Annotated in this window: 22 protein-coding genes; all 22 read left to right on the forward strand. The window is 37.7% G+C overall.

The window, feature by feature from the left end:
• Positions 1–9: 9 nt before the first annotated feature.
• Positions 10–927, forward strand: a complete 918-nt coding sequence (locus J7K93_11665; GenBank protein ID MCD6117665.1) for a DUF362 domain-containing protein — start codon at positions 10–12, stop codon at positions 925–927.
• A 234-nt stretch (positions 928–1,161) separates the two neighbouring features.
• Entirely contained in the window at positions 1,162–2,679 is a 1,518-nt protein-coding gene (locus J7K93_11670; GenBank protein ID MCD6117666.1) for a 4Fe-4S binding protein, read from the forward strand.
• A gap of 21 nt (positions 2,680–2,700) precedes the next feature.
• A complete protein-coding gene (locus J7K93_11675; protein MCD6117667.1) occupies positions 2,701–3,288 on the forward strand; it encodes a PorT family protein in 588 nt (195 codons plus the stop codon).
• Between the two features lie 9 nt (positions 3,289–3,297).
• Positions 3,298–4,122 carry a phosphatidate cytidylyltransferase gene (locus J7K93_11680; protein ID MCD6117668.1) on the forward strand — a complete coding sequence of 275 codons (825 nt, stop codon included), beginning with the start codon at positions 3,298–3,300 and terminating at the stop codon, positions 4,120–4,122.
• A 377-nt stretch (positions 4,123–4,499) separates the two neighbouring features.
• Positions 4,500–5,183, forward strand: coding sequence for a response regulator transcription factor (locus J7K93_11685; GenBank protein MCD6117669.1), 684 nt, complete (start codon positions 4,500–4,502; stop codon positions 5,181–5,183).
• 35 nt (positions 5,184–5,218) lie between these two features.
• A complete protein-coding gene (locus J7K93_11690; GenBank protein ID MCD6117670.1) occupies positions 5,219–5,989 on the forward strand; it encodes a sugar transferase in 771 nt (256 codons plus the stop codon).
• Positions 5,990–6,008: 19 nt separating this feature from the next.
• Positions 6,009–7,013 (forward strand): NAD-dependent epimerase/dehydratase family protein, encoded by a 1,005-nt coding sequence (locus J7K93_11695; protein ID MCD6117671.1) that lies wholly within the window; start codon positions 6,009–6,011, stop codon positions 7,011–7,013.
• A gap of 14 nt (positions 7,014–7,027) precedes the next feature.
• Positions 7,028–8,332, forward strand: a complete 1,305-nt coding sequence (locus J7K93_11700; GenBank protein MCD6117672.1) for a polysaccharide deacetylase family protein — start codon at positions 7,028–7,030, stop codon at positions 8,330–8,332.
• Positions 8,322–10,592 (forward strand): polysaccharide biosynthesis tyrosine autokinase, encoded by a 2,271-nt coding sequence (locus J7K93_11705; GenBank protein ID MCD6117673.1) that lies wholly within the window; start codon positions 8,322–8,324, stop codon positions 10,590–10,592. Before J7K93_11700 ends, J7K93_11705 begins: the two co-directional genes overlap by 11 nt.
• Positions 10,573–11,781: an ATP-grasp domain-containing protein gene (locus J7K93_11710; GenBank protein MCD6117674.1), complete on the forward strand. Its 1,209-nt coding sequence runs from the start codon at positions 10,573–10,575 to the stop codon at positions 11,779–11,781. Before J7K93_11705 ends, J7K93_11710 begins: the two co-directional genes overlap by 20 nt.
• A gap of 1 nt (position 11,782) precedes the next feature.
• Positions 11,783–12,586 (forward strand): phosphatidylserine decarboxylase, encoded by an 804-nt coding sequence (locus J7K93_11715; protein ID MCD6117675.1) that lies wholly within the window; start codon positions 11,783–11,785, stop codon positions 12,584–12,586.
• A gap of 29 nt (positions 12,587–12,615) precedes the next feature.
• Positions 12,616–13,380, forward strand: coding sequence for a hypothetical protein (locus J7K93_11720; protein ID MCD6117676.1), 765 nt, complete (start codon positions 12,616–12,618; stop codon positions 13,378–13,380).
• Positions 13,370–14,827, forward strand: a complete 1,458-nt coding sequence (locus J7K93_11725) for a radical SAM protein (protein ID MCD6117677.1) — start codon at positions 13,370–13,372, stop codon at positions 14,825–14,827. The genes J7K93_11720 and J7K93_11725 overlap by 11 nt, the downstream gene beginning before the upstream one ends.
• Positions 14,824–15,984, forward strand: coding sequence for a glycosyltransferase family 4 protein (locus tag J7K93_11730; GenBank protein ID MCD6117678.1), 1,161 nt, complete (start codon positions 14,824–14,826; stop codon positions 15,982–15,984). Before J7K93_11725 ends, J7K93_11730 begins: the two co-directional genes overlap by 4 nt.
• Positions 15,984–17,009 (forward strand): FemAB family PEP-CTERM system-associated protein, encoded by a 1,026-nt coding sequence (locus J7K93_11735; GenBank protein MCD6117679.1) that lies wholly within the window; start codon positions 15,984–15,986, stop codon positions 17,007–17,009. Before J7K93_11730 ends, J7K93_11735 begins: the two co-directional genes overlap by 1 nt.
• Before the next feature lie 18 nt (positions 17,010–17,027).
• A complete protein-coding gene (locus J7K93_11740) occupies positions 17,028–17,516 on the forward strand; it encodes an acyltransferase (protein MCD6117680.1) in 489 nt (162 codons plus the stop codon).
• Positions 17,513–18,403: a polysaccharide deacetylase family protein gene (locus J7K93_11745; protein MCD6117681.1), complete on the forward strand. Its 891-nt coding sequence runs from the start codon at positions 17,513–17,515 to the stop codon at positions 18,401–18,403. The genes J7K93_11740 and J7K93_11745 overlap by 4 nt, the downstream gene beginning before the upstream one ends.
• A complete protein-coding gene (locus J7K93_11750) occupies positions 18,387–19,877 on the forward strand; it encodes an O-antigen ligase family protein (protein ID MCD6117682.1) in 1,491 nt (496 codons plus the stop codon). The genes J7K93_11745 and J7K93_11750 overlap by 17 nt, the downstream gene beginning before the upstream one ends.
• Positions 19,810–21,333 carry a flippase gene (locus J7K93_11755; protein MCD6117683.1) on the forward strand — a complete coding sequence of 508 codons (1,524 nt, stop codon included), beginning with the start codon at positions 19,810–19,812 and terminating at the stop codon, positions 21,331–21,333. The genes J7K93_11750 and J7K93_11755 overlap by 68 nt, the downstream gene beginning before the upstream one ends.
• Positions 21,330–22,328, forward strand: a complete 999-nt coding sequence (locus J7K93_11760) for a glycosyltransferase (GenBank protein MCD6117684.1) — start codon at positions 21,330–21,332, stop codon at positions 22,326–22,328. Before J7K93_11755 ends, J7K93_11760 begins: the two co-directional genes overlap by 4 nt.
• Before the next feature lie 6 nt (positions 22,329–22,334).
• Positions 22,335–23,318: a glycosyltransferase gene (locus J7K93_11765; protein ID MCD6117685.1), complete on the forward strand. Its 984-nt coding sequence runs from the start codon at positions 22,335–22,337 to the stop codon at positions 23,316–23,318.
• Positions 23,311–24,018: hypothetical protein (locus tag J7K93_11770; protein ID MCD6117686.1), on the forward strand; the 708-nt coding region annotated here is incomplete at its 3' end. The genes J7K93_11765 and J7K93_11770, both read left to right, overlap by 8 nt.

Raw genomic sequence — 24,018 nt, forward strand, 5'->3', positions numbered from 1 at the left:
GGGCGAGTGATGGCAAAAAAATTGAATGGTAAAATAGGGAGAAGGGAATTTATTAAAACTGCTGCCGGGACTGCAGCAGGGCTTTCATTATTTCCCCTGTCGTCGTTTTCAAAATATTCAGATAAACCTTCCATTATCGTTGTAAAGAACGGGTCCCCTGCAGAGCTTGTCAGGAATGCTGTGGAGAGTCTCGGTGGTATGTCAAAATTTGTCAGCAAGGGCGATATTGTAGTGTTAAAGCCGAATATGTCGTGGGACAGAGTTCCTGAACAGGCTGCTACAACAAATCCTGAAGTTGTTGCTGAGGTTGTAAAAATGTGTTTTGATGCAGGGGCCAAAAAAGTAAAAATTTTTGATAATACATTAAATGAAGTAAGAAGATGCTACAAAAGAAGCGGTATACAGAAGGCTGCTGAAGAGTTGGGAGCGGATGTCATGTACGTGCGTCCCGGAAAATTTAAAAAAACATCAATTCCCGATGGAAAGCTTGTTAAGTCGTGGGCGTTGTATGAAGATGCTCTTGATGCTGATGTATTGATAAATATTCCAATTGCAAAGCATCACTCGCTTTCCGGCGTTTCTCTCGGTATGAAGAACTATATGGGGTATCTCGGAGGTAACAGAGGCAAGTTTCACAGAGATTTTAATGTTAAAATTACTGATCTTAATACAAAATTTAAAGCGGATCTTACTATTTTGGATGCATATAGAATGCTTCTGCGAAATGGCCCGAGCGGCGGGAATGTTAAAGACGTTGCATTAAAAAAGATAGTTGTTGCAGGAACAGACCCTGTTGCAGTGGACAGCTATGGGGTTAAAATGTTCGGTTTAGACCCTCTGAAAACAGGATTTTTAAAAGAGGCGGAAGAACGCGGACTGGGGCAAAATAATTTGTCCCGCATAACAGTAAAAACGATATCTCTGTAAAAATAGATATTTATAAAATATTTTTAATAAATAACTATCCTGCATTATTAAGAAGTATAATGAAAAGGCGGATTCACACTGAAAATGTGCGGAAATGACATGAGTGAAGCATGTCATTTTCGGAAATTTTAATCAGGAATCCAGGGCCGGGACAGGTGTTTATTCCTGAATATTCGTTTAAATATGGTTGTGATTCATGAATAATGCAGGCTATATAATTCAGGGGTCTCATATATGAGAACTGCCCGTCGTATTTCTCAGATGTTTTTTTTACTCCTTTTTTTTGGGCTTTTTTTGTGGGCTACTTATCCTTTAAAGCGATTCATTCCTGTAGATATATTCTTTCGGTTTGATCCTCTTGTTTCTATAACTGCATCTCTTGCTGCAAGAAGTTTTATCTTGAAGTTACTGCCGGGGCTGCTGCTGCTGACAGTTTCTATCTTTCTCGGAAGATTTTTCTGCGGCTGGATTTGCCCTTTGGGATTCATTATAGATATTTTTAACAAGCTTTTCCCAAAAAAGAACACTGAAAAGACCGGTTCTGATTTCAAGTGGATAAAGTATTTTATTTTTCTTGCCTTATTTACAGGTGCTCTGTTTTCAATACAGGTAACAGGCCTCTTTGATCCGTTCTCAATACTTACGCGATCTACGACTCTGTTTTTGTATCCTTTATTCGTAATTACAACGGAGGGCATATTTAATGCTCTTGTAAGTGTTCAATTTCTTGAAGACCATGTTTATCAGTTATGGGATGTATTAACAGGCTCGGTGCTTCCGGCATCTCAGCAGATCTTTAAAGGGTCCGGATTAATAGCTCTTATTTTTATAATTATTGTATCTTCCGCTGTTTTCCAGCGTCGTTTCTGGTGCAGAAATATTTGCCCTCTCGGAGCTTTGTACGGGTTGTTCTCAAAATTCAGAATATACAAAAGGAATGTATCGGATAAATGCACAGCCTGCGGTATGTGCCGAACAGAATGCAGGATGGATGCAATATCTGAGGATTATCTGTCAACAAATAATTCAGAATGCATATCATGCATGGATTGTGTAGAAGTGTGCCCGGTTGATGCTGTCAAATTTTCCTTTTCCAAAATAGAAGTAAATAAATCAAAAGATGTTGATTTGAACAGAAGAAGAATTCTTGCAGCAGGCCTTACAGGAATTGTTGGTTCTGTAATTGTAAAAAATGCCGTATCAAAACCATCGGTCAAAGGCAGTGTTGTAAGGCCGCCGGGGTCAGTGGAAGAATCAAAATTTCTGGACCTCTGCATTAGATGCGGTGAGTGTGTAAGAGTTTGTTCCACATCAGGGGCAGGTCTGCAGCATGCGCTGACTGAAAGCGGTTTTCAGGGAATCTGGACGCCTGTACTTTTTCCTGAAACAGGTTACTGCGAATATAACTGCAACCTTTGCGGAGAAGTATGCCCTACAGGAGCAATCAAATTTTTACCGATCAAAGAGAGGCAGCAGATTAAAATGGGCACTGCTCATTTTGACAAGACAAGATGTATCCCGTGGTATTATGGTGAGGACTGCATGGTATGTGAAGAACACTGTCCTCTTCCTGATAAAGCAATTAAGTTCCGTAAAACAGATGTAGTGACAATTGACGGTAAAAAAGCAGAGGTAAATTTACCCTATGTAATAGAGGATTTATGCATAGGATGCGGAATATGCGTAAACAGATGCCCTCTTGAGGGTAAAAAAGGTATTTTTCTTACTAATGCTGATGAACAGCGTTTATAATCTAAATAAAGGGAGGAAGATATGCGTAAAAGAGTAATGGTAGTAGTCCTTGGTGTTGTTTTAGTATCATTATCTTTTTCAACACAGGCTTTTGCACAACTCGGCATAAGAAAGGGAATCAAACTGGGTTACACTTCCGCAACGCTTGCAGGTGACGGAATAACTGTAAGTGTTGATCCGTTAAAAAATTTGACAGGAGGAGTGTGCCTTGAGTTTAATATGCTGATATTTTCTCTTGAAGGAGATGTCTTGTATGAGAAACGGGGTGCGGATTTCGGTGCAGACGGAAAAAAGGAGATAACATACATATCTATACCTCTGCTTGTTAAGAAAAAGTTTCTGCCGATGCTTGTACATCCATATATTATGGGAGGCTCTGAATTTAATTATCTGATTTCAGCAAAGAAAAAAGGTGTTGATATTAAAGAAAATTTGAATTCTCAGGATATGTGCCTTACCTTCGGAGCAGGTATTGAGTTTTCATTCCTTGGTAAAAGTGCATTCGGTGAATTCCGTTACAGCTACGGATTGAATAACCTTGCAAAAGATTCCTCTCTTCCTTCTGAGCGGAATCGTGCAAGTCATATAATGGTAGGGATTCTATTCTAAGGATTATTAATGAATGTTAAAGATTTTACAACCAGGTTTTTGGTTGCGCTTTTTGGGATACCGGTAATATTTATTGCAGCACTCATCGGAAAAGAGGTTTTTTTAATTTTTGTTGATATTGTTATGCTTGCTGCACTTGTTGAGTTTTATTTAATGGTTAAAAACATAGGTGTTTTCCCGCAAACAGCAGGGGGAGTTATATTCCTCCTGCTGTCAAGCCTTGATATATATTTTTATCATGGCAGAAGCCTGTTATTACTTTTAATTTTTTTTATTATTCTTACACTTCTATCCGAGCTTCTTAGTAATAATATTAACAAAGCTGAAAATGCAGCGTGGACAATAACAGGTGCAGTTTATGTCGGCCTTCTTATGTTCTTTTTGCAGTTGAGAGATATCCCCGAACATTTTAATATTCCATACATTACAGGAGGAAAAATAATAATAGTTATTTTCTCCATAATATGGACATGTGATACTGCAGCTTATATATTCGGCTCATCATTTGGGAAACATAAACTTGCTTCAAAGATAAGCCCTAAAAAAACCGTTGAGGGAGCTGTCGCAGGACTTATAACCGGTACAGGAATGACAATACTTCTGGGATATTTATTACTTCCTGAATTGATATTAATAAATTATATTATTATCGGAATTATAATCGGGATATTCGGACAGTTAAGTGATCTGGTTGAATCAATGTTTAAGCGCGCAGCAGGTGTTAAAGATTCGTCTAATTTGCTTCCAGGTCATGGCGGTATGCTTGATAGATTTGATAACCCTATTCTATCTGTTCCTGTTATTTATGCTTATTTAATGTTGTTTGTTTTTTAATTTTATTTAGGAAAATTAATTTCTATGACTTTTTCCGTATGTGGTTTCTATAAAAACAAGCAAAGTGCCCTTTATGAATATATTTAATAGTTCCTGATTTTATTTACTAAATACTTGACAATTTTAACTTTAATTTATACGTTTAGAAATATAACAGCCTATTTTGTAAAATATGTTACAATATTGAAAAAAATTCCGGTTGGGTTACGGAAGATTTTGCCGGTTGACATATTTGTTACAATTTTGATATAAATTCGATATCACCGTAACCCATGTAATAACAATGATATATGGCTTATTTGATGTTTTGGTATGTTAGTTGCTTTTGTAAACAATGACGGAATCTTATATGGGGACATAGAATTAAGGAAAAATTTATGAAATCACAAATTATTGTTTTCCTTGAGCATGAAACAAGCAGCTGGCATGATCTTGAAAAATCTTTTCAGGAACATAATTTTATTGTCATACATGCAGACAATTTTAAGGAAGTTATACGCCTTATTGAAAATGATAAACCTGATGCAGTAATAATTGACTGGAAGCACGGGAGGGGAATTGTGCAGTCCATTATAAAACAGGTAAATGTGTTCAATAAAAATAGTGTTCTTGTTGTACGTGCATTGAATCTAAGTTATAATGATCAAATTTCTTTGCTTGAACAAGGCATAGATGAATGTTTTGATGAATCTTTAAACGGGGATCTTGTTGTTGCCAAGATATCCGCATTGATGAGAAGAGTGAGTTTTGTTAAAGAAGAGCCCAGAACTCTCAGAGCAAAGGATGTTATTATAAACCTTGACACGCAGCAGGTAATCAAGGGTAACAGGAAGATTGAACTTACATTTACACAGTTTAAAATCCTGTATCTTCTCGCCTCCAAACGTGATTATGTTTTTACAAGAGACGAAATTCTCACAAAAGTCTGGGGTGAGAATTCTTATGTTACTGACCGTACTGTAGACGTTCACGTAAAAAGGCTTCGGGAAAAACTCGGTGAAAGAAATAAATCATCGGATTACATACAGACCATACACGGCCTTGGATACAGGTTTGCATAATATTAAAAAATGATACTGAGAGATAAACTGATAAAATGAAACGTCAGGAAAAAATTGATTTTTCAATAGCAGGAGAGGTAAGAACTTCCGGTTTTTCGGAAGGTTCAATTTTTCTGCGAACAGTATTCAATAAAACCAATTCAAAGAAAAATACTGCTTCAGTACAAATTCAGAAATATTTGAAAAGAGTAACTGATATTGTCGGTGCAGTGATGCTGCTTATAATCACTATGCCCCTGTTCGCAGTAATTAGTGCAGTCATTAAAATGAGTTCCAAAGGCGGAATATTTTACAAACAGAAACGTGTCGGTTATAAAGAAAATATATTTATAATCTATAAATTTCGAACAATGCAGCAGACAGATCAGAATGAAAAAGATCACCAAAAATATGTGCGCTACCTTCTTAAAGAAGGAGTTAACTCTAAAAAAAATGCTGAGTTTGTTTCATTATATATTGAATACATTGAGAGTCATATAACACCTGTCGGACGGTTTTTAAGAGCAACAAGCCTTGATGAGATTCCTCAGCTTTTTAATATACTAAAAGGGGATATGAGTTTTGTAGGGCCAAGGCCTCATCCTGTGTATGAAGTTGCCGAATATAAAAAATGGTACAGAAGAAGGTTGAAAGTAAAACCGGGGCTGACAGGGTGGTCAAAACTAAGAATCAGAATGGCACCGGAAAACTATGAGGAATCAATTCTTTTAGATCTCTGGTATGTAAAAAACTGGAACATTTTACTTGATTTGAGAATTGTGTTTCTTACGTTTCCTCTTGTTCTTTTTATGAAGGATGCCCATTAATGTAATTAAGGGGAGTATAATGAGATTTAGAAATAGAAGAGTACTTGTCACAGGTGGAGCAGGATTTGTCGGGTCAAGATTAGTCGACAGAATAGTTGAAGAGGGCGGAAAGGTGATTGTACTTGACGATCTTTTTACCGGCAGAAAAGAGAATATCAGCCATATTAAAGAGGTTGAGTTTATTCATAATTCTGTCACTGATTTTGATATTGTTTCAAAACTTGTAAAAAGATCGGATTTGGTTTTCAATCTTGCAGTCAGAAATATAATTGTATCTACTGCATCTCCTCAACTTGACTTTCAGGTAAATACAGGCGGTATTTTTAATGTACTCCTTGCTGCAAAGAGCCACAGTGTGGAGAGAGTTATTTACACTTCCTCTGTGTCAGTCTATGGTAATCCTCATTATCTTCCAATAAATGAAGATGACAGGCTCTACACTCTCAATCCCTATGCTGCAAGCAAGCAATCCGGTGAAAATTACTGCAATGCTTTTTATGAGACGTATGGTATCTCCACTACAATTCTCAGATTCTCAAATGTATATGGAATAAATCAGATGCCTCAGAATCCGTACTGCGGAGTTATATCTAGATTCTTCAGCAGGATTATGAATGGGCAGCCGTCTCTGATTCACGGTGACGGGCTGCAGACGAGAGATTTTACATATGTGGATGATGCTGTGGAAGCAACGATAAGAGCTGCTGTAAGCCCTAAAGCAGAAGGGCAGATTTTTAACGTAGGGACAGGATTTGAGACGAGTATAAATGACCTTGCAGAAAAGATATCTGAAATTGTAGGAGTCCCCCACAATCCGGTCTATGTGGATAAACGTGATATTGACAATATACGCAGAAGAGTTGTAAATATTGAAAAGATAAGACGTATTCTCAAATGGATTCCGACCGTAACGCTTCATAAAGGGCTTGAGAATACTTTTGAATGGCTTGATTCTACCAATGATTTAAAGGCGCACAAAAAAACGGCAATGAGAGTTACTTTATCAAATAATTTTACTGCATAGGTGTTTGGCTGAACATGAATTCTTTGGTACTGAATCTGAAAAGAATAAAGACACGCTCTGCCGGGTCTTTGATAAAGAGAATTTATTCTATTGAAAGAAGGTATGGTTTTAATAAAAAGAGGTTTAAATCTTATCTTGTTAATTTTATTAAAATGACTTCTTCAATGGATATTACGCCTTGTTTCCCTGTGCCGGGTGCTGTAATTTCAAGGAATATGGATTTTTTTAGAGAGATGAATAACCTGGGGGCGGATTTTGCAGCTCATGGATTTGTACATATTGATTATTCTCTTGTCACCGACGAAGAATTTAAAAGGCATCTGACTGAGATTAAAGAAGTATTTGGAAGAGCAGGAATTGAGTGCAGAGGTTTTAGGTTCCCGTTTTTCAGAAAGAAGAAGGGATATAAAACCGCTTTGATGAATGCAGGCTTTGATTGGGACAGCAGTGAGGTGGTTTCGTTTCCGATAAATGATGGGTTTTCTAAAAAATCAAAAATGAAAAATTATTACAAAATAAGAGAGACCTACGAACCTTTTGAATACGGAAAAATCAGGCAGACCCCTGATTTTGACGGGACACTTGTTGAAATTCCGGCTTCAATTCCGGATGATGATATCTTAGTTGAACGCTTTGGAATGAAATCAGAAGATCCGCGCTGGAGTATCTGGCCGGAAATGCTGAATAAAACAAAAAATGACGGAGGGCTTCTTGTTGTACAGGCACACCCTGAACGCTACAATGAGTTCAGTATTCCGCTTAAAAATCTGATAGAAGAAGCGAAAAGCTGTAATGATATCTGGATTACTTCCATGAATAATCTGTCGGATTGGTGGACAGAGAGAAGCGGATTTAAAGTATCTGTAAAAAAGGAGGGGGAATTAAAATACAGGGTAAATGTTAAAGGAAGCCAGAAACTAACTGTTCTTGTGAAAAATGTGATAAAGAAAAAAGAAGATGATTTGCAGTATTCTGAATACAGCAAAATAAAAGAGAGGTCGTTTGTTATTGACTGTATTAAGAAGCCGGTAATAGGCATTTCCCGTTCAGCAGGCAAGGAGATAAAAAGATTCCTTACAAATGAAGGCTTTGTATGGGAAGAAGCTGAAGAAGGGTCAAATTTCAGCCTTTTTATAAAAGGGGACAGAGAGCTCGGAGAGAGGTTAAAGCTTAAGGTTTTAAATGATATTGAAAAATGTCCATACCAGTTAATTAGAATATGGAGATGGCCTGGAAATAAAAAGTCAGCTTTTATATTAACCGGTGACATTGACGGTGTAACTCAGTGGGATATATGGATGAGAAATTATGGAAAATGAAAACAGCAGGACAATTGAGATAGGTGATCTGTTCAAACCCATAAAGCGTAATATTGGTATAATAATTATATTTTTTGTTACAATTGTGGGAACAGTTATATTCTTTACTGTTACAGCAGAAAAAGTATACGAAGCATCTGCAGTTCTTTCAATTCAGGAAGCAGTACGAACCCAGAATCAGCTTGTAGAAGTGCCTTCTGTGCTATATCAAAAGTATATTGTTCAAAATCAGGTGGCAGTGCTTGAAAGCAGGTCTTTAGCCGGCAGAGTTATTAAAGACCTTATGAATTCGGAATACAGTGACTCTCTTAAAATTCTCGGAAGAATCAAGAACCGAAGTGCATCAGCGTTTTTCAGAAAAATTTTTAATAAAAGGGCGGGAAAGAGCAGGAAGAATAGCCTGCCGAGTTTTGATAAAAAAATAAGCCGCTTCAGGAAAGCAACAACTGTTTCTTATGGGCAGGAAACGAATATTATCAAATTAAAAGCGCGTTCAAACGTTCCATGGGAAGCAGCCTTTATTGTAAATACGTGGTTAAAAGCGTATCAGGATTATAATAGATCGGATACAAAGGATGAAGTAACACAAACCAGAAATTTTCTCGAGAAGAAATTAAAAGAATATGAACGGAAACTTACGCAGTCAGAACAGTCTCTTGCAAAGTATCAGAGAAAAAATAAGGTAGTTTCACTGCCTGATGAATCGAAACAGATTGTAACACAATTGGCAAATTTCCAATCATCATACAATTCCACAATTACTGAGCTTCAATCTATTAAACAAAAACTTGCATATCTTAACAGCCAGCTTGATGAGAGCAAAAAGAACCTTGTTAAAGATATGGCAAATATTTCCAACCCCGTTCTCGGCGAGCTTCAGAAGGATATGGCTGAACTTGTTTCAAAAAGAGCAGCTTTTGAGGCACAATTGATAGGTGCAGGTATTGAGCCTTCAACAAATTCAAAAATGAAAGAGATGGACAGCAGGATACAGGGAATAAGGCGGAGAATTATAAAAGAGACAAAAAAGCTTGTTGAAAACGGGCTTAATAATATGAACCCTCTTGGTAAATCGGAAAACTTGATCACAAAAATTCTGGAGCTTGAGACAGATTATAAGGCCCTGAGTGCAAAAGCATCATCACAGAAAAAGATAGTGGATACTTATACAGCACAGCTTGAGATGCTGCCCGATAAGAAGCTGCAGCTTGCTAAACTGGAACGTAATGTACAGGTAAATAACAAAATTTATTTCATGCTTCGTGAAAAAGCAGAGGAAGCAAGAATAAGGCAGGCCGGGCAGATAAGCATTGCACGTATTGTTGATTTGGCAAATCCTCCATCCAAACCAGTTAGCCCAAGGCCCATGCTGAATCTGTTTTTTAGTATATTCTTCAGCCTGCTTCTCGGAATTGGCGTTGCATATGCCAGGGAATATTTCGAAGATTCAGTGAAAGGCCCTGATGATGCAGAGTACCTTGGCATGAAAGTAATCGGAACAATCCCTGTGGCAAAATCAGATAAAAGAAAATTATTGAGGAAAAAGAAAAACAGGGAATGGGGGATTACACGGGCGAGACAGATTCTTCCCTATTTTCTAATACAACAGGACAGTTATTCTCCTATTGCCGAATCTTACAAATCTCTGCGCACAAAACTATTTGCTGTTGAAGGAGAAAAAAGGCGTACAATCTTATTAACAAGCCCGGGTCCGGCTGAAGGAAAATCTACAACTGTGGCAAATCTTGCAATTACGGTTGCTCAAAAAGGTGTTAAAACCCTCCTTGTTGACAGTGATCTTCGGCGGCCTGTTCTTGATATACTGTTTATGGGATCTCATAAAAGGCTTGGCCTGGCAAATTATCTTAAAGGTGAGGAGAGCATACAAAAATTAGTCAGGCCTACAACTGTCAGAGGGCTTGATCTTATGCCTGCAAGTATGTCAGTTAAAGATGCTGCAGAGCTTTTAAGTTCAAGAAATATGGTGAAATTTATACATGCAGCTCAAAATATGTATGATATGGTTATTTTTGACAGCCCTCCGATTCTGCCTGTGAGTGACGCTACCATTCTGTCATCTCTGGTAGACGGAATTATCCTTGTGATGAGGGCTCATAGAACTACTAGAGATTCAGTAAAGGAATCACTGTCAATTCTGAACAGTGTAGGGGCAAATATCCTCGGCGGCATTATTACCGGAACCGAGAGGAGAAAATATTACAAATATCACGGTTACTATAATGGGCCGCATACAAAATAGATCAGTTAAGGAGTCAGAATATAAAATGGGCCCGGGAGCAATTGTCATTGGAGGACATTTTCAGGGGCTGGGTGCTGTTCGTGCGTTGGCACGTCAGGGTATAGATGTAGTTGTTATTGATAAGGAACACTGCATATCACGCTTTTCGCGTTACTGCAGTAGATTTTACAAGAGCCCGGATGTACTTGATCATAAAAAAATTTATAAATTTCTTGAATCTCTGTCAAATATTAAAGGAATGAAGGGAAGAGTGATTTTCCCGACTGATGATGAAACAGTGCATTTCCTTTCAACATATCATACCAGGCTTTCTGATAAATATAGATTAATAACTCCTGATTGGACTATAGTTAAAAATGTCTATAATAAAAAACTTAGTTATAAGCTTGCATCAAAACTGGATATACCGATACCAGCAAGCTTCTTCCCCGGAAATTTTGAAGAACTTGGTAATCATAACCTGAGATATCCGGTAATTATTAAACCTGCGGTTATGAGGCCATTTTTCAAAGTAACAGGTAAGAAAGTTTTTAAGGCTGTCAATGAATCGGAATTAAGGAAAGCCTACAAACTTGCAGCAACGATAATTGATCCTGAAGAAATAATAATTCAAGAGCAGATTCCAGAACCGGGGAAGAACCTCTATTCATACTGCCCTGTAATGGACAGGGGCAGAGTGCTTGCATCAATAACCGCACAGCGCCTTCGCCAGCACCCAATGGATTTCGGCAGAGCTACAACTTTTGCTGAAACAAAAATCGTCAAAGAACTGGAGCCCTATGCTGTTAGATTTTTGAAAGCTATAGATTACAGCGGGTTAGCAGAAGTAGAGTTTATATATGATATCAGAGATAATGCATACAAGTTTCTCGAAGTTAATCCGAGGATATGGGGCTGGCATTCCATTGCTTCAGGTGCAGGGGTTAATCTTCCATACCTTGCTTATAAGCAGGCATTAGGGCGTTATGTAAGAGCTCATCAATTTAAAACAGGTATAAAATGGTTCAGAGTTATAACTGATGTACCGGTCGGCGCAGTAGAGATAATAAAAGGGAATATGACAGTAAAAGATTTTATTAATTCATACAGAGGTAGAAAGGAGTTTGCGGTTTTTTCATGGAATGACCCAATACCTTTTTTCGGAGAATTATTGCTTTTACCTTATCTTTATAAAGTACGGGGGTTCTAAAATGATTTTTTTACCAATTATTTTCAATATATTTATTTCAATGCTTGTTCTCAGTTTACTATCGATAAAATTGAATATTGTCAGGCCTGTTGTAATGAGAACAGCAGGTGTAATCGCTGTATTATCATCATTAAGCGCACAGGTAATATACACGGCTCTGTCTGGATTGTCGATTTTATATCTGATTCTACTGGCGATTGTAATATCTTTGGGTATCTCTTTTCTGATAATTATGTTAATGTTTTTCAGAGACCCTGAACGGAATATTCCTATAGAAAAGGGATTTATCCTTTCCCCTGCAGATGGTACTGTACGCTATGTAAAAGAAATTAAAGAGGGCGAAATTGCTTTTTCAGAAAAAAAAGGGAAAAAATTTCCGTTAAAGGAAATCACGCATACGGATATTATTAATAACGGTGCTTATGTAGTAGGCATTGAGATGAGTATAATTGATGTTCATGTAAACAGAGCGCCAATTGCGGGAACTTTGAATCTTATTCACAGTTCTCCCGGGAAATATTTATCTCTTAGGAATATTGATTCGGTTCTTGAAAATGAAAGAGTAACCACTCTTTTTACTGGAAAAGATATATCCATTGGTGTTGTGCAGATCGCATCACGTATTGTAAGAAGAATTGTTGTTTACAAAAAATTACATGACAAACTTTCTGCAGGTGAAAGATTCGGAAGAATTACATTCGGGTCTCAGGTTGATGTTATTATTCCTGATGCTGCAGGCTTGAAGATTAATGTAAAACAGGGTGATTTTGTAAAAGCAGGTACAAGTGTAATAGCCCAATATTAGTGCTGAATAAGAAAATCGGGAATTTGTGTATGTCAAAAGAATTAAAAACAGTTATCCTTGCTTATCCGGATAATCCGGTAGGGAGTAAATTTATTTCAACATTCATTAAAGGAAATATTTCTGTTTCAGCGGTTATTGTAGAAGAATCAGCAAGATCCTCACTTTTGAAGAGATTTAATGACAAGATAAAAAAGGATGGTTTTGCAGGTGCGGTTAAGAGAATAATTGAAGTATTTATTCTTAAATTAATGAAAAAAAGAATTGTTGATTATGTTGAGAGAGCAGAAATACCTCTTTATTTTGTAAATAAATTTAACAGCACGGAATGTGAAGTGCTTTTAGATGAATTAGGCCCTGATTTGATCATAATTGCTTCGGCACCAATTTTAAAACCCGAAATATTTTCAAAAGCATCAATAGGATGCATTAACGCTCACCCTGGATGGCTGCCGAGGTATAGGGGTATTGGGGCAAACGCATATGCACTTCTTAACGGGGATAAACCCGGGATAACAGTGCATTTCATTGATAAGGGAATTGATACAGGCAGTATAATTATCAGAGAAACGATAAACATTAATAAAGGCGATACAATTGCAAGGATTAATGACAGAGCTGTTGCGAGAGGAGCAGAACTGGTTACTCAGGTTATAAAAGATATAAAAGAGGGCAGATTGAAAATGTCCGAGATTGATGAACCTGCCGGCCCTGTCTATAAAGCAATGCCGTATAGTCTTGCAAAACAAGTCAATAGGTCACTACGTTCTCAGGGAGCTAAAAAAAATGGTATATAACCGCGTTCTTCTTGTAAGCCCGCCATCTTCAAGCTATCTTGGTGCTGCACGTCCGCCTCAGAATTTGGGATTTCTGGCACGTGCATTAATGGATAATGGAATCTGCTATGATGTCCTTGATATGAGGCTTGGTTACTCGTTCAGACATCTTAAGAAAAAAATAGATAAGTTTAAACCTGACCTTATAGGTGTGACTCTGGTATCACTTGAATATATTAAATCTTATGACCTTATCAGCAGAATTAAAGAATATGTGCCTGATGTGCCCATAGTAGCAGGAGGGCCTCATGTTACAGTAGTAAAGAATAAGGTTCTTGAGGAATGCAGGGAAATTGATTACGGAGCAGTGAATGAAGGTGAAGATATCCTTGTAGAACTTTGTAAAGGTGTTGTCGGTGTTCAAAACATTGCCGGACTTCTCCACAGGGTAGAGGATGAAGTTGTATACAACGGGCCACGGCATTATACTGATGACCTTGATGTAATATCGTGGCCCACGTATGAAAAATTTGAATTAAAAAAGTATATAAAAGAGGTGCCTATTAATTCCAGCAGAGGCTGTCCGTATCAGTGTGTTTTTTGCCCTAACAAAATAATAAGCAAAAGATTCCGGAAACGGAGTGCTTTGAATGTTGTTGACGAAGTAGAATATTGGTATAATAAAGGATATAGAGTATTTAATTTTGATGATGATAATTTTACTCTTGATAATCAGCGTGTTTTTGATATTTGTGACGAAATAGAAAAAAGAAATATTGTCAATGCAGAATTTCGATGTTCAAATGGGATAAGAGCAGACAGGATTACACGTGAACTCCTTGAGAGGATGAAAGAAGTCGGTTTTAATTATATAGCTTTCGGAGTAGACGGCGGCAATAATAAAATGCTCAGGATTAATAAAAAAGGTGAAACCATTGAGCAGATAGAAGAAGCGATTAAGAATGCCTGTGAGCTTGATTATGATGTGAAAATATTTGTAATTACAGGGATGCCGCAGGAAACAATTGAAGATGTTGAAGATTCCTTCCGAATTGTTCAGAAGTATCCGATAAAAAGGGTCATACTTAATAACCCGATTCCATATCCCGGAACCGAACTTTACGAGACTGTGAAGGCGAACAACTGGTTTATTAAACAGCCGGAAGAGTATTTGAATTACGTTACGGAAAATGAGGACATACCTGTTTTTGAAACACCTGAAATGTCAAGGGAAGCAAGGCAGAAACTTTTAAAGAGGTGCAGAAGAATAGAGAAACAGGTAACACAAAGAGCAGTTGAACGGATGTATGCTCAATATGGAATTTTGGCAAAGCTCGGCGGGTATATTTTTGCATCGCGATTTATGGAGAGAATGTTTTTTCAGAATATTGCATTCCGCAGGATAATCGAACACATAAGATACAGACGGCTTTTAACAAAGATGGAAGCAATGGAAAGGGCTGCATGAAAGTATGTATGATTTCATATTCGGTTTATGAATATGATAACAGAGTCCACCGTTACGGAGAGGCTTTAATTAAGGCAGGTGTTGAACTTGATGTTATCTGCCTGTCTCCCAATTCACAAAGAAGAAAGATAGCATACGGGACAGGTGTACATTATCATATTGGGAGCCGTTCATTTACAGAGAAAGGCCCGGTTTCGTACCTGTTAAATTTCATTAAATTTTTCAGTAAAAGTTTTTTTATGGTTTCATGGTTATATCTGAAGAAAAAATATGATGTTGTACATTATCACAATATTCCGGATTTCGGAGTATTTGCTGCAATTATACCAAAAATATTCGGCGCAAAGGTTTTACTTGATATCCATGATATTGTCCCTGAATTTTATATGTGGAAATTTAACCTTGCAGAGAATCATCCCATTGTCAGGTTTCTGAAATTTGTAGAGAGGCTTTCATGCAGTTTTGCAGATCATGTGATTACGGGAACGCATCTGTGGCGGGAAAAACTTGTAAAAAGGTCTGTTAATAGAAAAAAGTGTTCTGTTATCATGAATTCTCCTTATCCTCCTCTTTTTGATAAAGCGAAAAATATTAAAAATAAAAACAGACGGTTTACGATGATCTATCCGGGCTCACTGAACGAACATTTCGGAGTTGATATTGCAGTAAGAGGAGTTGCTTTAATAAGAGAAAAAATTCCGGATGTACTTCTTATAATTTACGGAAGGGGCAGGCAGGAAGCAATGCTGAAAAAAATTGTTTCAGAGTTGGATATTGCAGATAATGTGCAGTTTAACCAGCCTGTGCCAAGAGAAAAAATTCCGGAGATCATTGCAGAGTCAGATATAGGTATAGTACCAAAAAGAGGCGGGCCTTTTGCAGATGAGGCGCTGAGCTCCAAACTACTGGAGTTTGTATACATGAATAAACCTGTTGTTGTTTCAAAAACAACAATTGCTGAGTATTATTTTAATGATTCGATTGTAAGGTTCTTTACACCTGAGAATGTTAAAGCATTCGCAAGCTGTGTTGTGGATTTGTATCAAAATCCGGCAGAGATGAAAAAACTGTCTGAGAATTGTAAGAAATTTAACGAAACTCATTCATGGGAAATGTATGAGACGGAGTATTTTAAAATTTTAAATCGGAAGCTATAATGCAGATAGCTATATTAAAAAAAGAGCAGGATGTTTTATGGAAAGAGTATATTGAGAAAAATCCGGAAACAACATTCTTTCATAAAATAGAGTGGAGAGATTTAGTTGTAGACCTTTTTGGATTTACTCCATATTATCTTATTGCAACAGATGGTAATGTTTTCAAAGGCGTCCTTCCGCTTTTTTTGACTCCGCATGGACTTTTCCAGAAGAAGATGGTTTCTGTCCCTTTTGCTGTTGCAGGCGGTGTATGCGGAGATGACCGGGAAACCGAAAAAGCTCTTATAAAAAAGGCCATTGAACTGACAAAATCTAAGGGAGCTGATTTTCTTGAGCTTCGAAATTTTAATCACAAGCCCGGCAATTTGACACAGAGTTCTCCATATTTTACATTTATGCTTAAATTGCCGGATGATTCTGAAATTATATGGAAATCCATGCATAATGAGATGCGCAGATGTGTACGAAGAAGCAGAGAATACGGTATTACCCTGGATTTGGACAATAAAGACATAAAAGGATTTTATTCGATTTATGCAGGGGCACACAGGTTTCTCGGAACGCCTCCTGCAGGTTTTAAGTGGATATATGAAGTATTTTCCAGATTTCCGGAAAACCACAGAATAGCAAATGCATATATAGACGGGAAAGTAATTGCAACAATACTTGTCAGAGAGTATAAGGATACTATTGGTGCTGTATTCGGCCATGTTATCCGGGATTACAGGAACATGTATCCTCTGTATCTTCTTTATTGGAGTCTTATTGAAGAAGGATGTAAAAAAGGGTTTAAAAAATTTGATTTTGGCAGAAGTATTGAAGAGAGCGGTACTTTTAAGTTTAAAAAAAGATGGGGTGCAGAACCGCATAAACTGAACTACCAATACTATAAGTCAAATAATAAAAAGGTCGCGGATACAAGTCAATCCGGTACTGCAAGAAAGAAGTTCGCAGCTGTCTGGAAAAGGCTGCCCCTTGTTATTGTAAATAAACTTGGGCCGGTTATTAGAGGATATTATCCTTAAATCAGGGAGAATATTCAGATGGTTTCAAAATATTCATCTGTTAAACACATTTACCGTGAGGTACTGCATCTTATCCGAAGGCATGCCATAGGTAATTCTGTGAGAGTAAAATTACTGAAAATGGCTGGTGCCAATGTAGGTAAAAATGTTTATATCGGCCAGGAGATGATAGTGTTTGATTCCGGACGTACAGAGCTTCTGACTATAGGAGATAATGTGGGCATAGCACCGTGCTGCATTATTCTCATTCACACAGCACCGGGAACTCCCCTTCACGATACAATTTATCCTGTTCAGAGAAAGCCTGTTATAATCGAAGAAGGAGTGTGGATCGGCGCCAGGGTAACAATCCTCGGTGGAGTGAAAATAGGGAAGAATTCGGCAGTGGCAGCAGGTTCTGTTGTAACAAAAAATGTTCCTCCTTACACTTTAGTGGGAGGTGTCCCTGCTGTTACTATCAGAAAATTTACAAAACCCGGGCCTGAAGAATCGGGAAAAATTGAATGAAACATCAAGTACCGGTATGTATAACATGCGATATCGATCCTACACCTGAAGCAGGCATTCAGGAGAAGATTAAAGCTGTTGAAAAGAGTGTAAATTTATTCAGTGAGTTCGGCATTAAATCTACGTTTTTCTGGGTTGCAAATGTAGCCGAAGAGTATAAATCTGTATTTAATAAACTTCTGAAGTCCGGCCATGAAATCGGGTGCCATGGGTTGAATCACGGCATGGAAGAAGAGTATTCAACAATGGAAGAGAAGACGCAGAGAGATATGCTCTCTCAGGCAACAACAAAACTAAAGAAAATTACAGGCCAGGAGATCAAATCATTTAGAGGCCCGAGAGTAAAAACTTCGGAAATCACGCAGAAAATACTTGTGGAACTGGGATACAATGTAGATTCATCAGTCTGTTCACAACGTGTGGATTTTATAAGTTCCAATCTTATAAATCCGGGCTGGATAAAAGCGCCGAGGCTTCCGTATCATCCGCATAAAAATAGTGCATTTAAAAAAGGGGAAGTACCCATACTTGTTGTTCCTGTTTCGGCTATTGTAATTCCCTTTATTTCAGGCTCTCTTTATACATTCGGCTTAAACTGGATGAAGGTGCTATTCAACTCTTTGTATGAAGAGTCGTTAATTACCGGAAAGCCTATAGTCTACCTTCTTCATCCAGCTGAATTTGCAAGAAAAGAAAAACCGGCAAGAAGAAAATTCTCAGTAAAGGTTGAGGGCTTTAAATTCAGAAGGTCATCTGTAATTTTTGAACAGAACATTAATAAACGGTATGAACTCAACAGAAAGTTATTTGAGTTTATGGCATTCCATAAAGGTATACGCTTTATGACAACAGATCAATTCTCAGGAGGCTATGTTCATAAAAAATAGTGAAAATTTTATCGGAAGGCTGGGCCGGCTATCGCTTTACGGAATAACAGGCATTATGCTGGGGATAATACTTTCTTCAGCTTTACTTGGTTATATCCCGCAGTTTACAGCAGGTCTTGCTTTTATGTTTGCTATAATTCCAATGATAGTAACCTGGCATTCCCATGCAAAGAAAGCTTTTGTTGCTCTCTTAATATTATCAATGGCACTTGTAATTGACAGAACTTTCAGCCTCCATCCGGAACATATGGAAGGAGCTAAAGGGTTTGTTTTGTCCATGCATGATATTGCACTATTGTTTGCACTTTTTGTATCTTTCTTTGAATCCATTCTTAAAAAAGATTTAAAAGTAATGTTTTTCCCAAGATATACACTGCCTCTTTTGGGAGTTGTTTTAATGTCAATACTTTCCATGAGCAAGGCTGTGGCAGTGAATTTCTCTTTTTATGAGCTTATTGAAATATTAAAGGCAATTTTTGTTTTTCTGTACATTGCAAACTACACTTACAAAGAAGAAAACTATAAATTTGTCATTACGTTTGTAATGATTGGGCTTGGTATAGAGATAATGTTTGTAATTATCGAAATTATTTCCGGTTCTCTGCATATTCCATTTCTTGCCACAAGAATGAATGAAGCTGCAGACGGTATCCGGCAGCAAGAGTATTACAGGGCAGGAGGTACTCTCGGAGGCGCCAACGGACTTGCATGGTACCTTGATTTTGTACTTCCCATAGCCTTGGCATTAACGTTTTATAAAATAAAGAGTTTCCCGAGAATTTTAAGCTTTATTCTCACAGGAGGGGGGATTATAGCTCTTATTGCTACCTTTTCAAGGGGCGGCTGGGTAGGATTTATTGTCGGCGGGTTTATGGTCTGGTATTTCTATATTCGTAATGCGGGCATTTTAAAAAAAATATTTTCAGTACTGACTTTTTTACTGATAATAGTTATGGCTGTAACTTTGATAGCTGGTACGGCAAATCCGATAAAAGAAAGATTAAGTGAAAATGACAAGGGCTCAGCCTATGTAAGAATTCCGCTTATGGTTGTCGCATTGTCAATGATAAAGGCAAATCCTATAATTGGCGTAGGCCTTAATAATTATACTTTTGTCCATCAGAATTACGATTACGGAGTAGATAAAATTACAAGTTACTATCCGGTACCTGTCCACAATTTTTTTCTGCAGCTTACCGGAGAAGTAGGAATCCCTGGGCTTCTGTTTTTCCTTTTATTTATAATTACTGTTTTTTACAGGGGGTTGTCATATTCAAATAAAAGAAGTGATCGCACAGCATGGATTGTTTACGGAATACTTGCCGGGTCGGTTGGGTTTTTCATACAGGGAATGGTAGAGAATACAAGCCTCGGAAGTTTTAATGTCTATCCTTTATGGGTTCTGTATGGAACTTTGGCGGGAATTGTTGAAAGCCGGAGAAGTAGCCCGGATATTGCTCAGACATCATCCTGAGATAACAGAAAGAAACAGAATGAAATTAGTATCAAGCTTAATGAAAAATACATCAATTGTGCTTGCGGGCACAATAATAAGAATGATCTCGTCATTTGTTTTAGTGCTGATTGTAACACGAGCTCTCGGGCCGAAAGGAATGGGTGAGTATTCCGTAATACTTTCTCTATACTGGCTTTTTCAGAAAATAGCCACTATGGGCCTTGAACCGATTATTATAAGGGAAGTTGCAAAGGATCCATCAAAAGCTTCATTTTATTTAACTGACAGCATTATTATCGGACTTGCTGCCGCAGCTATTATGTCATTTTTTATGACAGGATTTGGAATCATTGTTAATTATCCGAGAGTCATTATAATCTCCTCTGCTGTTATGAGCGGGACTTTGATACTAACTACTGTTAATCTGATGTTTCAGGCAATTTTCATAGGAATAGAGAAAACGGAATACGGTTTCCCCGGAATTATGACAGAAAATTTGTTCCGCCTCGGAGTGAGTATTCTAATTCTTTATTCTGGATACGGACTTGTTTCATTGTGTGCTGTGTTTTTATTATCTTCAGGTGTAAGGCTGGTAATTAACTTTCTGACAGCAAAGGCAAGAATTAACGGCTTAAAATTTATGTATGACAGGAAAGAAGCAGTTTCCATTATTAAAACTATGCCTCTATTTGCAGGGTCTCAGGTTTTTAATGCTTTTTCAGGAAATATTACGGTTATTATCCTTTCACTGCTCATGGGAATGGAGCTTGTAGGATATTACAGTGTTGCTATGAGGCTTGTAGGATTTGTCCGGCTTGTACTGCAGAGCTATAAGGTCGCTATTCAGCCTGTTGCAGCTCGGACCTATCAAAATTCAAAAGAAGAGCTGAGGAAATTTACTATTAAATCCATTAAGTATGTCTTTGTTATGACATTACCGGTTTGCTTCGGATCAGTTGTCCTTTCGGAAAAGCTGATAGTTTTTCTCTTTTCAGCAAAATTTATTCTTTCTGCGCTTCTGTTCAGATATCTTATCTGGCTGCTTTTGATATACGGAGCATCAATGGTTCTCTCTGTAATTTTAATAGGAAGCAATAATCAGAAGACAGATTTCTTCGGAATAGTAATAAATATGAGTTTCAGAGTGGCTCTCTCTTTCATTCTTATTCCTTTAATCGGATATTGGGGTGCTGTAATTGCAGTACTTTCCTCTCTTATTGCAGGAGCTGTTTACAGGTACGGCTTTATACGGAAACATTTTTTCAAAATACCATTTTTACGGATTACATGGCGGACAGCAGCAGCTTCTGCTGTTATGGCGATTTTTGTAATTTTTATGAGAAATTTACATGTACTCATTAATGTTTCTGCTGCAGCGGTCTTGTATTTTATACTGATTTTTCTCTTTGGAGTTGTTAAAACCGGGCAGTTTCCTGTTCTCCGCAGGTTAAGCCGAAGGAGAAGTGCTCAATGATTTTGTCTGTAGTTATAATCGGCAGGAATGAAGAGGCAAACATAGAAAGGTGCCTGCGTTCTGTTCTTTATGCAGTTAAGAGCGTAAAATCAAAAGAAATAATATATGTTGATTCTGCTTCTACTGACCGAACCATTGATATCGTAAAAAAATATCCGGTAAGGATAATTAAGCTCAGGCCTGAGTGGCCCTTAACCTCTTCTGCCGGCCGTTATCTCGGATTCCGAAATACAGCAGGCAGGTATGTATTTTTTGTTGACGGTGACACTGTTATTTATAAAGATTGGCCTGAGCGGGCAATAGCATTTCTGGAAGAGTCTAAAGAATCAGGCGGCGTTGCGGGTATTGTTCATGAAATATTTCTGGATGAAACCGGCAGAAAGGTTTTATTCAGGAAGAACAGATACAATGTTTCAGGTTCAGGAGAGGTTAAAGTGTTTGGCGGTATTGCTGTATATAAAAGATCTGTTCTGGATAAAGCCGGTAACTTTAATCCATTTATTGAAGCGACGCCTGAACTTGAGCTTGCATTAAGAATCAGAAATGCAGGGTACAAACTTATGCGTATTGATATTCAGATGGCAATTACATACGCTCCGGAAAGGGATACGGTAAAAGAAGTTATGCGCAGAGCGCATTCCGGCTTGTATTCCATAGGAAGAGCATTCAGAATTTGTCGTAGTAACGGGCTCGGGCTGCAGTATCTTAAGGAAAGAATGGGATTTATTATCGAATTCGGAGTAGTTATATTTTTTATCTTTTCCGGAATTGCTGTGTCTTTGCTCTTAAAAAGAACTGATATACTTCTTACAATTACAGGTATTACTGCCGGTGTATTACTTGTAATATCTGTGAAAAAAAGAAGTGTACAAAAAACCATACTGAGCATTTTTAAAAGAAGTGTGATACTTTTCTGTACTATCCGGTCTCTGTTTACAGGTAGTCTGAAAGACCCGGATGACTATCCTGAAGATGTTATTATAATTAAAAAGTAGAACTTTATGAAAGTACTTGTAGTTACAAATATGTATCCTCTTCCGGATCAGATTCATGCCGGAGCATTTGTAAAGAGCCAGATGGACTCTATTGCAGAATTCGGTATTGAAATGGAGATTATTAATATCAATGAAAAAAGGAGATTTAAAAAATATCCTTATGCATGGTGGAGAGTATTTAAAAGATCTTTTGACAGGTCTTTTAATCTTATTCATGCGCATTACGGATACAGCGGAATGATTTCTTCCCTCCAGTGGAACCTGCCTGTACTTGTGTCATTCTGCGGAGGAGATGTGCTCGGCAATCCGGATAATAAAGGCAGAGTGAATTTTACATCGAAACTGTTTTTGCCGCTCGGAAGAATTCTGTCTATGATTGTTCCTGCAGTAATTGTGAAATCAAAGCAGATGAAAGAGAAACTTCCGAAAAAAGAAAATATCTTTGTTATTCCGAACGGAGTGAATTTTGACAGATTCAAACCGGAGCCGAAAGAGGCAGCAAGGGAAAAATGCGGGCTAGATTTTTGTAAAAAATACGTTCTCTTCCCTTCAAATCCGTCGTGGATAAGAAAGGGATATCCAATTGCAAAAGAGGCTGTTGATATCCTGAAAAGAAAAGGGATGGATGCGGAGCTCGTTGTGCTTCACGGAAAGCCTCATGACACTGTTCCTGATTTTATGAATGCATGTGATGTCCTTGTTTTGACCTCTCTGTGGGAAGGGTCGCCGAATGTTGTTAAAGAAGCAATGGCGTGCAATATGCCTGTTGTAACAGTTGATGCAGGAGATGCAGGGGAGGTTGTCCGGGGGTGTGAAGGCTGTTTTATTGCAGACCGGACAGCAGAAGATATCAGCAAAAAACTTGAAACCGTCCTTAACAGAGGGATGAGAACCAGAGGGAGAGATCATATCAAACATCTTGAAGAATCAAAAATAGCTCTGAGAATTATAAAAATTTATAAAAAACTGGGAATAAGAGTAAATGGATAAGTTTTTAAGTGCATCACAAAGACTTTTTAATTATATAATTGAGAACCATTGGGATGGTTCAGGCCTTATAGGGCCTGATCCTGGACTGAGGTATAATTTTCGAATTTTTCGTTTTATCAAAAGTTTTTTCCCGTTTATCAAGTGGGGAGATGAAAATTATTTTCTGCAGTGTCAGGGTTACTGGGTTTTTAATAATAGTAAAATGTATGACATCTACGGCAATGATAAGTATCTCAATAACATAAGATTAACAGCGGACAGGATTATTGGAAATCAATCTGACGAAGGATACTGGCAGTATCCTCTTCCGGAGTGGAAGGGGAAAATAGCAACAGTTGAGGGTAATTACGGAGCGCGGGCTCTGATTGAATCGTTTCGTAAACTGAAAGATGAACGGTATCTTGCAGGAGCTTTGAAATGGCATGAATTCCTCTATTCAAAAACAGGGTTTTTGGCATATATGGATTCTCTTACAGTAAATTATTTTGCAGGAATCAGCGGCAGGTTTGTACCTAATAATGCAACATTGACCCTTGCATTCCTGTCAGAGCTGTACAGAGAAACCGGGAATTTAAAGCATCTTAAATATGCTGAAGAGATGATTAGATTTCTGCAGTATGCTCAAAAAAAGAGCGGGGAGCTTCCCTACGCATTTGAAACACCTGACACTCCGGGACGGGAACATTTTTTATGTTTTCAA

This window comes from bacterium (assembly GCA_021158245.1).
In the GTDB taxonomy this organism is placed as follows: Bacteria; Zhuqueibacterota; QNDG01; order QNDG01; family QNDG01; genus QNDG01.

Excerpts from the sequence above, each read along its gene's own strand:
- J7K93_11665 (MCD6117665.1), top strand. The coding sequence starts at position 10 with ATGGCAAAAAAATTGAATGGTAAAATAGGGAGAAGGGAATTTATTAAA.
- J7K93_11670 (MCD6117666.1), top strand. The coding sequence starts at position 1,162 with ATGAGAACTGCCCGTCGTATTTCTCAGATGTTTTTTTTACTCCTTTTT.
- J7K93_11675 (MCD6117667.1), top strand. The coding sequence starts at position 2,701 with ATGCGTAAAAGAGTAATGGTAGTAGTCCTTGGTGTTGTTTTAGTATCA.
- J7K93_11680 (MCD6117668.1), top strand. The coding sequence starts at position 3,298 with ATGAATGTTAAAGATTTTACAACCAGGTTTTTGGTTGCGCTTTTTGGG.
- J7K93_11685 (MCD6117669.1), top strand. The coding sequence starts at position 4,500 with ATGAAATCACAAATTATTGTTTTCCTTGAGCATGAAACAAGCAGCTGG.
- J7K93_11690 (MCD6117670.1), top strand. The coding sequence starts at position 5,219 with ATGAAACGTCAGGAAAAAATTGATTTTTCAATAGCAGGAGAGGTAAGA.
- J7K93_11695 (MCD6117671.1), top strand. The coding sequence starts at position 6,009 with ATGAGATTTAGAAATAGAAGAGTACTTGTCACAGGTGGAGCAGGATTT.
- J7K93_11700 (MCD6117672.1), top strand. The coding sequence starts at position 7,028 with ATGAATTCTTTGGTACTGAATCTGAAAAGAATAAAGACACGCTCTGCC.
- J7K93_11705 (MCD6117673.1), top strand. The coding sequence starts at position 8,322 with ATGGAAAATGAAAACAGCAGGACAATTGAGATAGGTGATCTGTTCAAA.
- J7K93_11710 (MCD6117674.1), top strand. The coding sequence starts at position 10,573 with ATGGGCCGCATACAAAATAGATCAGTTAAGGAGTCAGAATATAAAATG.
- J7K93_11715 (MCD6117675.1), top strand. The coding sequence starts at position 11,783 with ATGATTTTTTTACCAATTATTTTCAATATATTTATTTCAATGCTTGTT.
- J7K93_11720 (MCD6117676.1), top strand. The coding sequence starts at position 12,616 with ATGTCAAAAGAATTAAAAACAGTTATCCTTGCTTATCCGGATAATCCG.
- J7K93_11725 (MCD6117677.1), top strand. The coding sequence starts at position 13,370 with ATGGTATATAACCGCGTTCTTCTTGTAAGCCCGCCATCTTCAAGCTAT.
- J7K93_11730 (MCD6117678.1), top strand. The coding sequence starts at position 14,824 with ATGAAAGTATGTATGATTTCATATTCGGTTTATGAATATGATAACAGA.
- J7K93_11735 (MCD6117679.1), top strand. The coding sequence starts at position 15,984 with ATGCAGATAGCTATATTAAAAAAAGAGCAGGATGTTTTATGGAAAGAG.
- J7K93_11740 (MCD6117680.1), top strand. The coding sequence starts at position 17,028 with ATGGTTTCAAAATATTCATCTGTTAAACACATTTACCGTGAGGTACTG.
- J7K93_11745 (MCD6117681.1), top strand. The coding sequence starts at position 17,513 with ATGAAACATCAAGTACCGGTATGTATAACATGCGATATCGATCCTACA.
- J7K93_11750 (MCD6117682.1), top strand. The coding sequence starts at position 18,387 with ATGTTCATAAAAAATAGTGAAAATTTTATCGGAAGGCTGGGCCGGCTA.
- J7K93_11755 (MCD6117683.1), top strand. The coding sequence starts at position 19,810 with ATGGAACTTTGGCGGGAATTGTTGAAAGCCGGAGAAGTAGCCCGGATA.
- J7K93_11760 (MCD6117684.1), top strand. The coding sequence starts at position 21,330 with ATGATTTTGTCTGTAGTTATAATCGGCAGGAATGAAGAGGCAAACATA.
- J7K93_11765 (MCD6117685.1), top strand. The coding sequence starts at position 22,335 with ATGAAAGTACTTGTAGTTACAAATATGTATCCTCTTCCGGATCAGATT.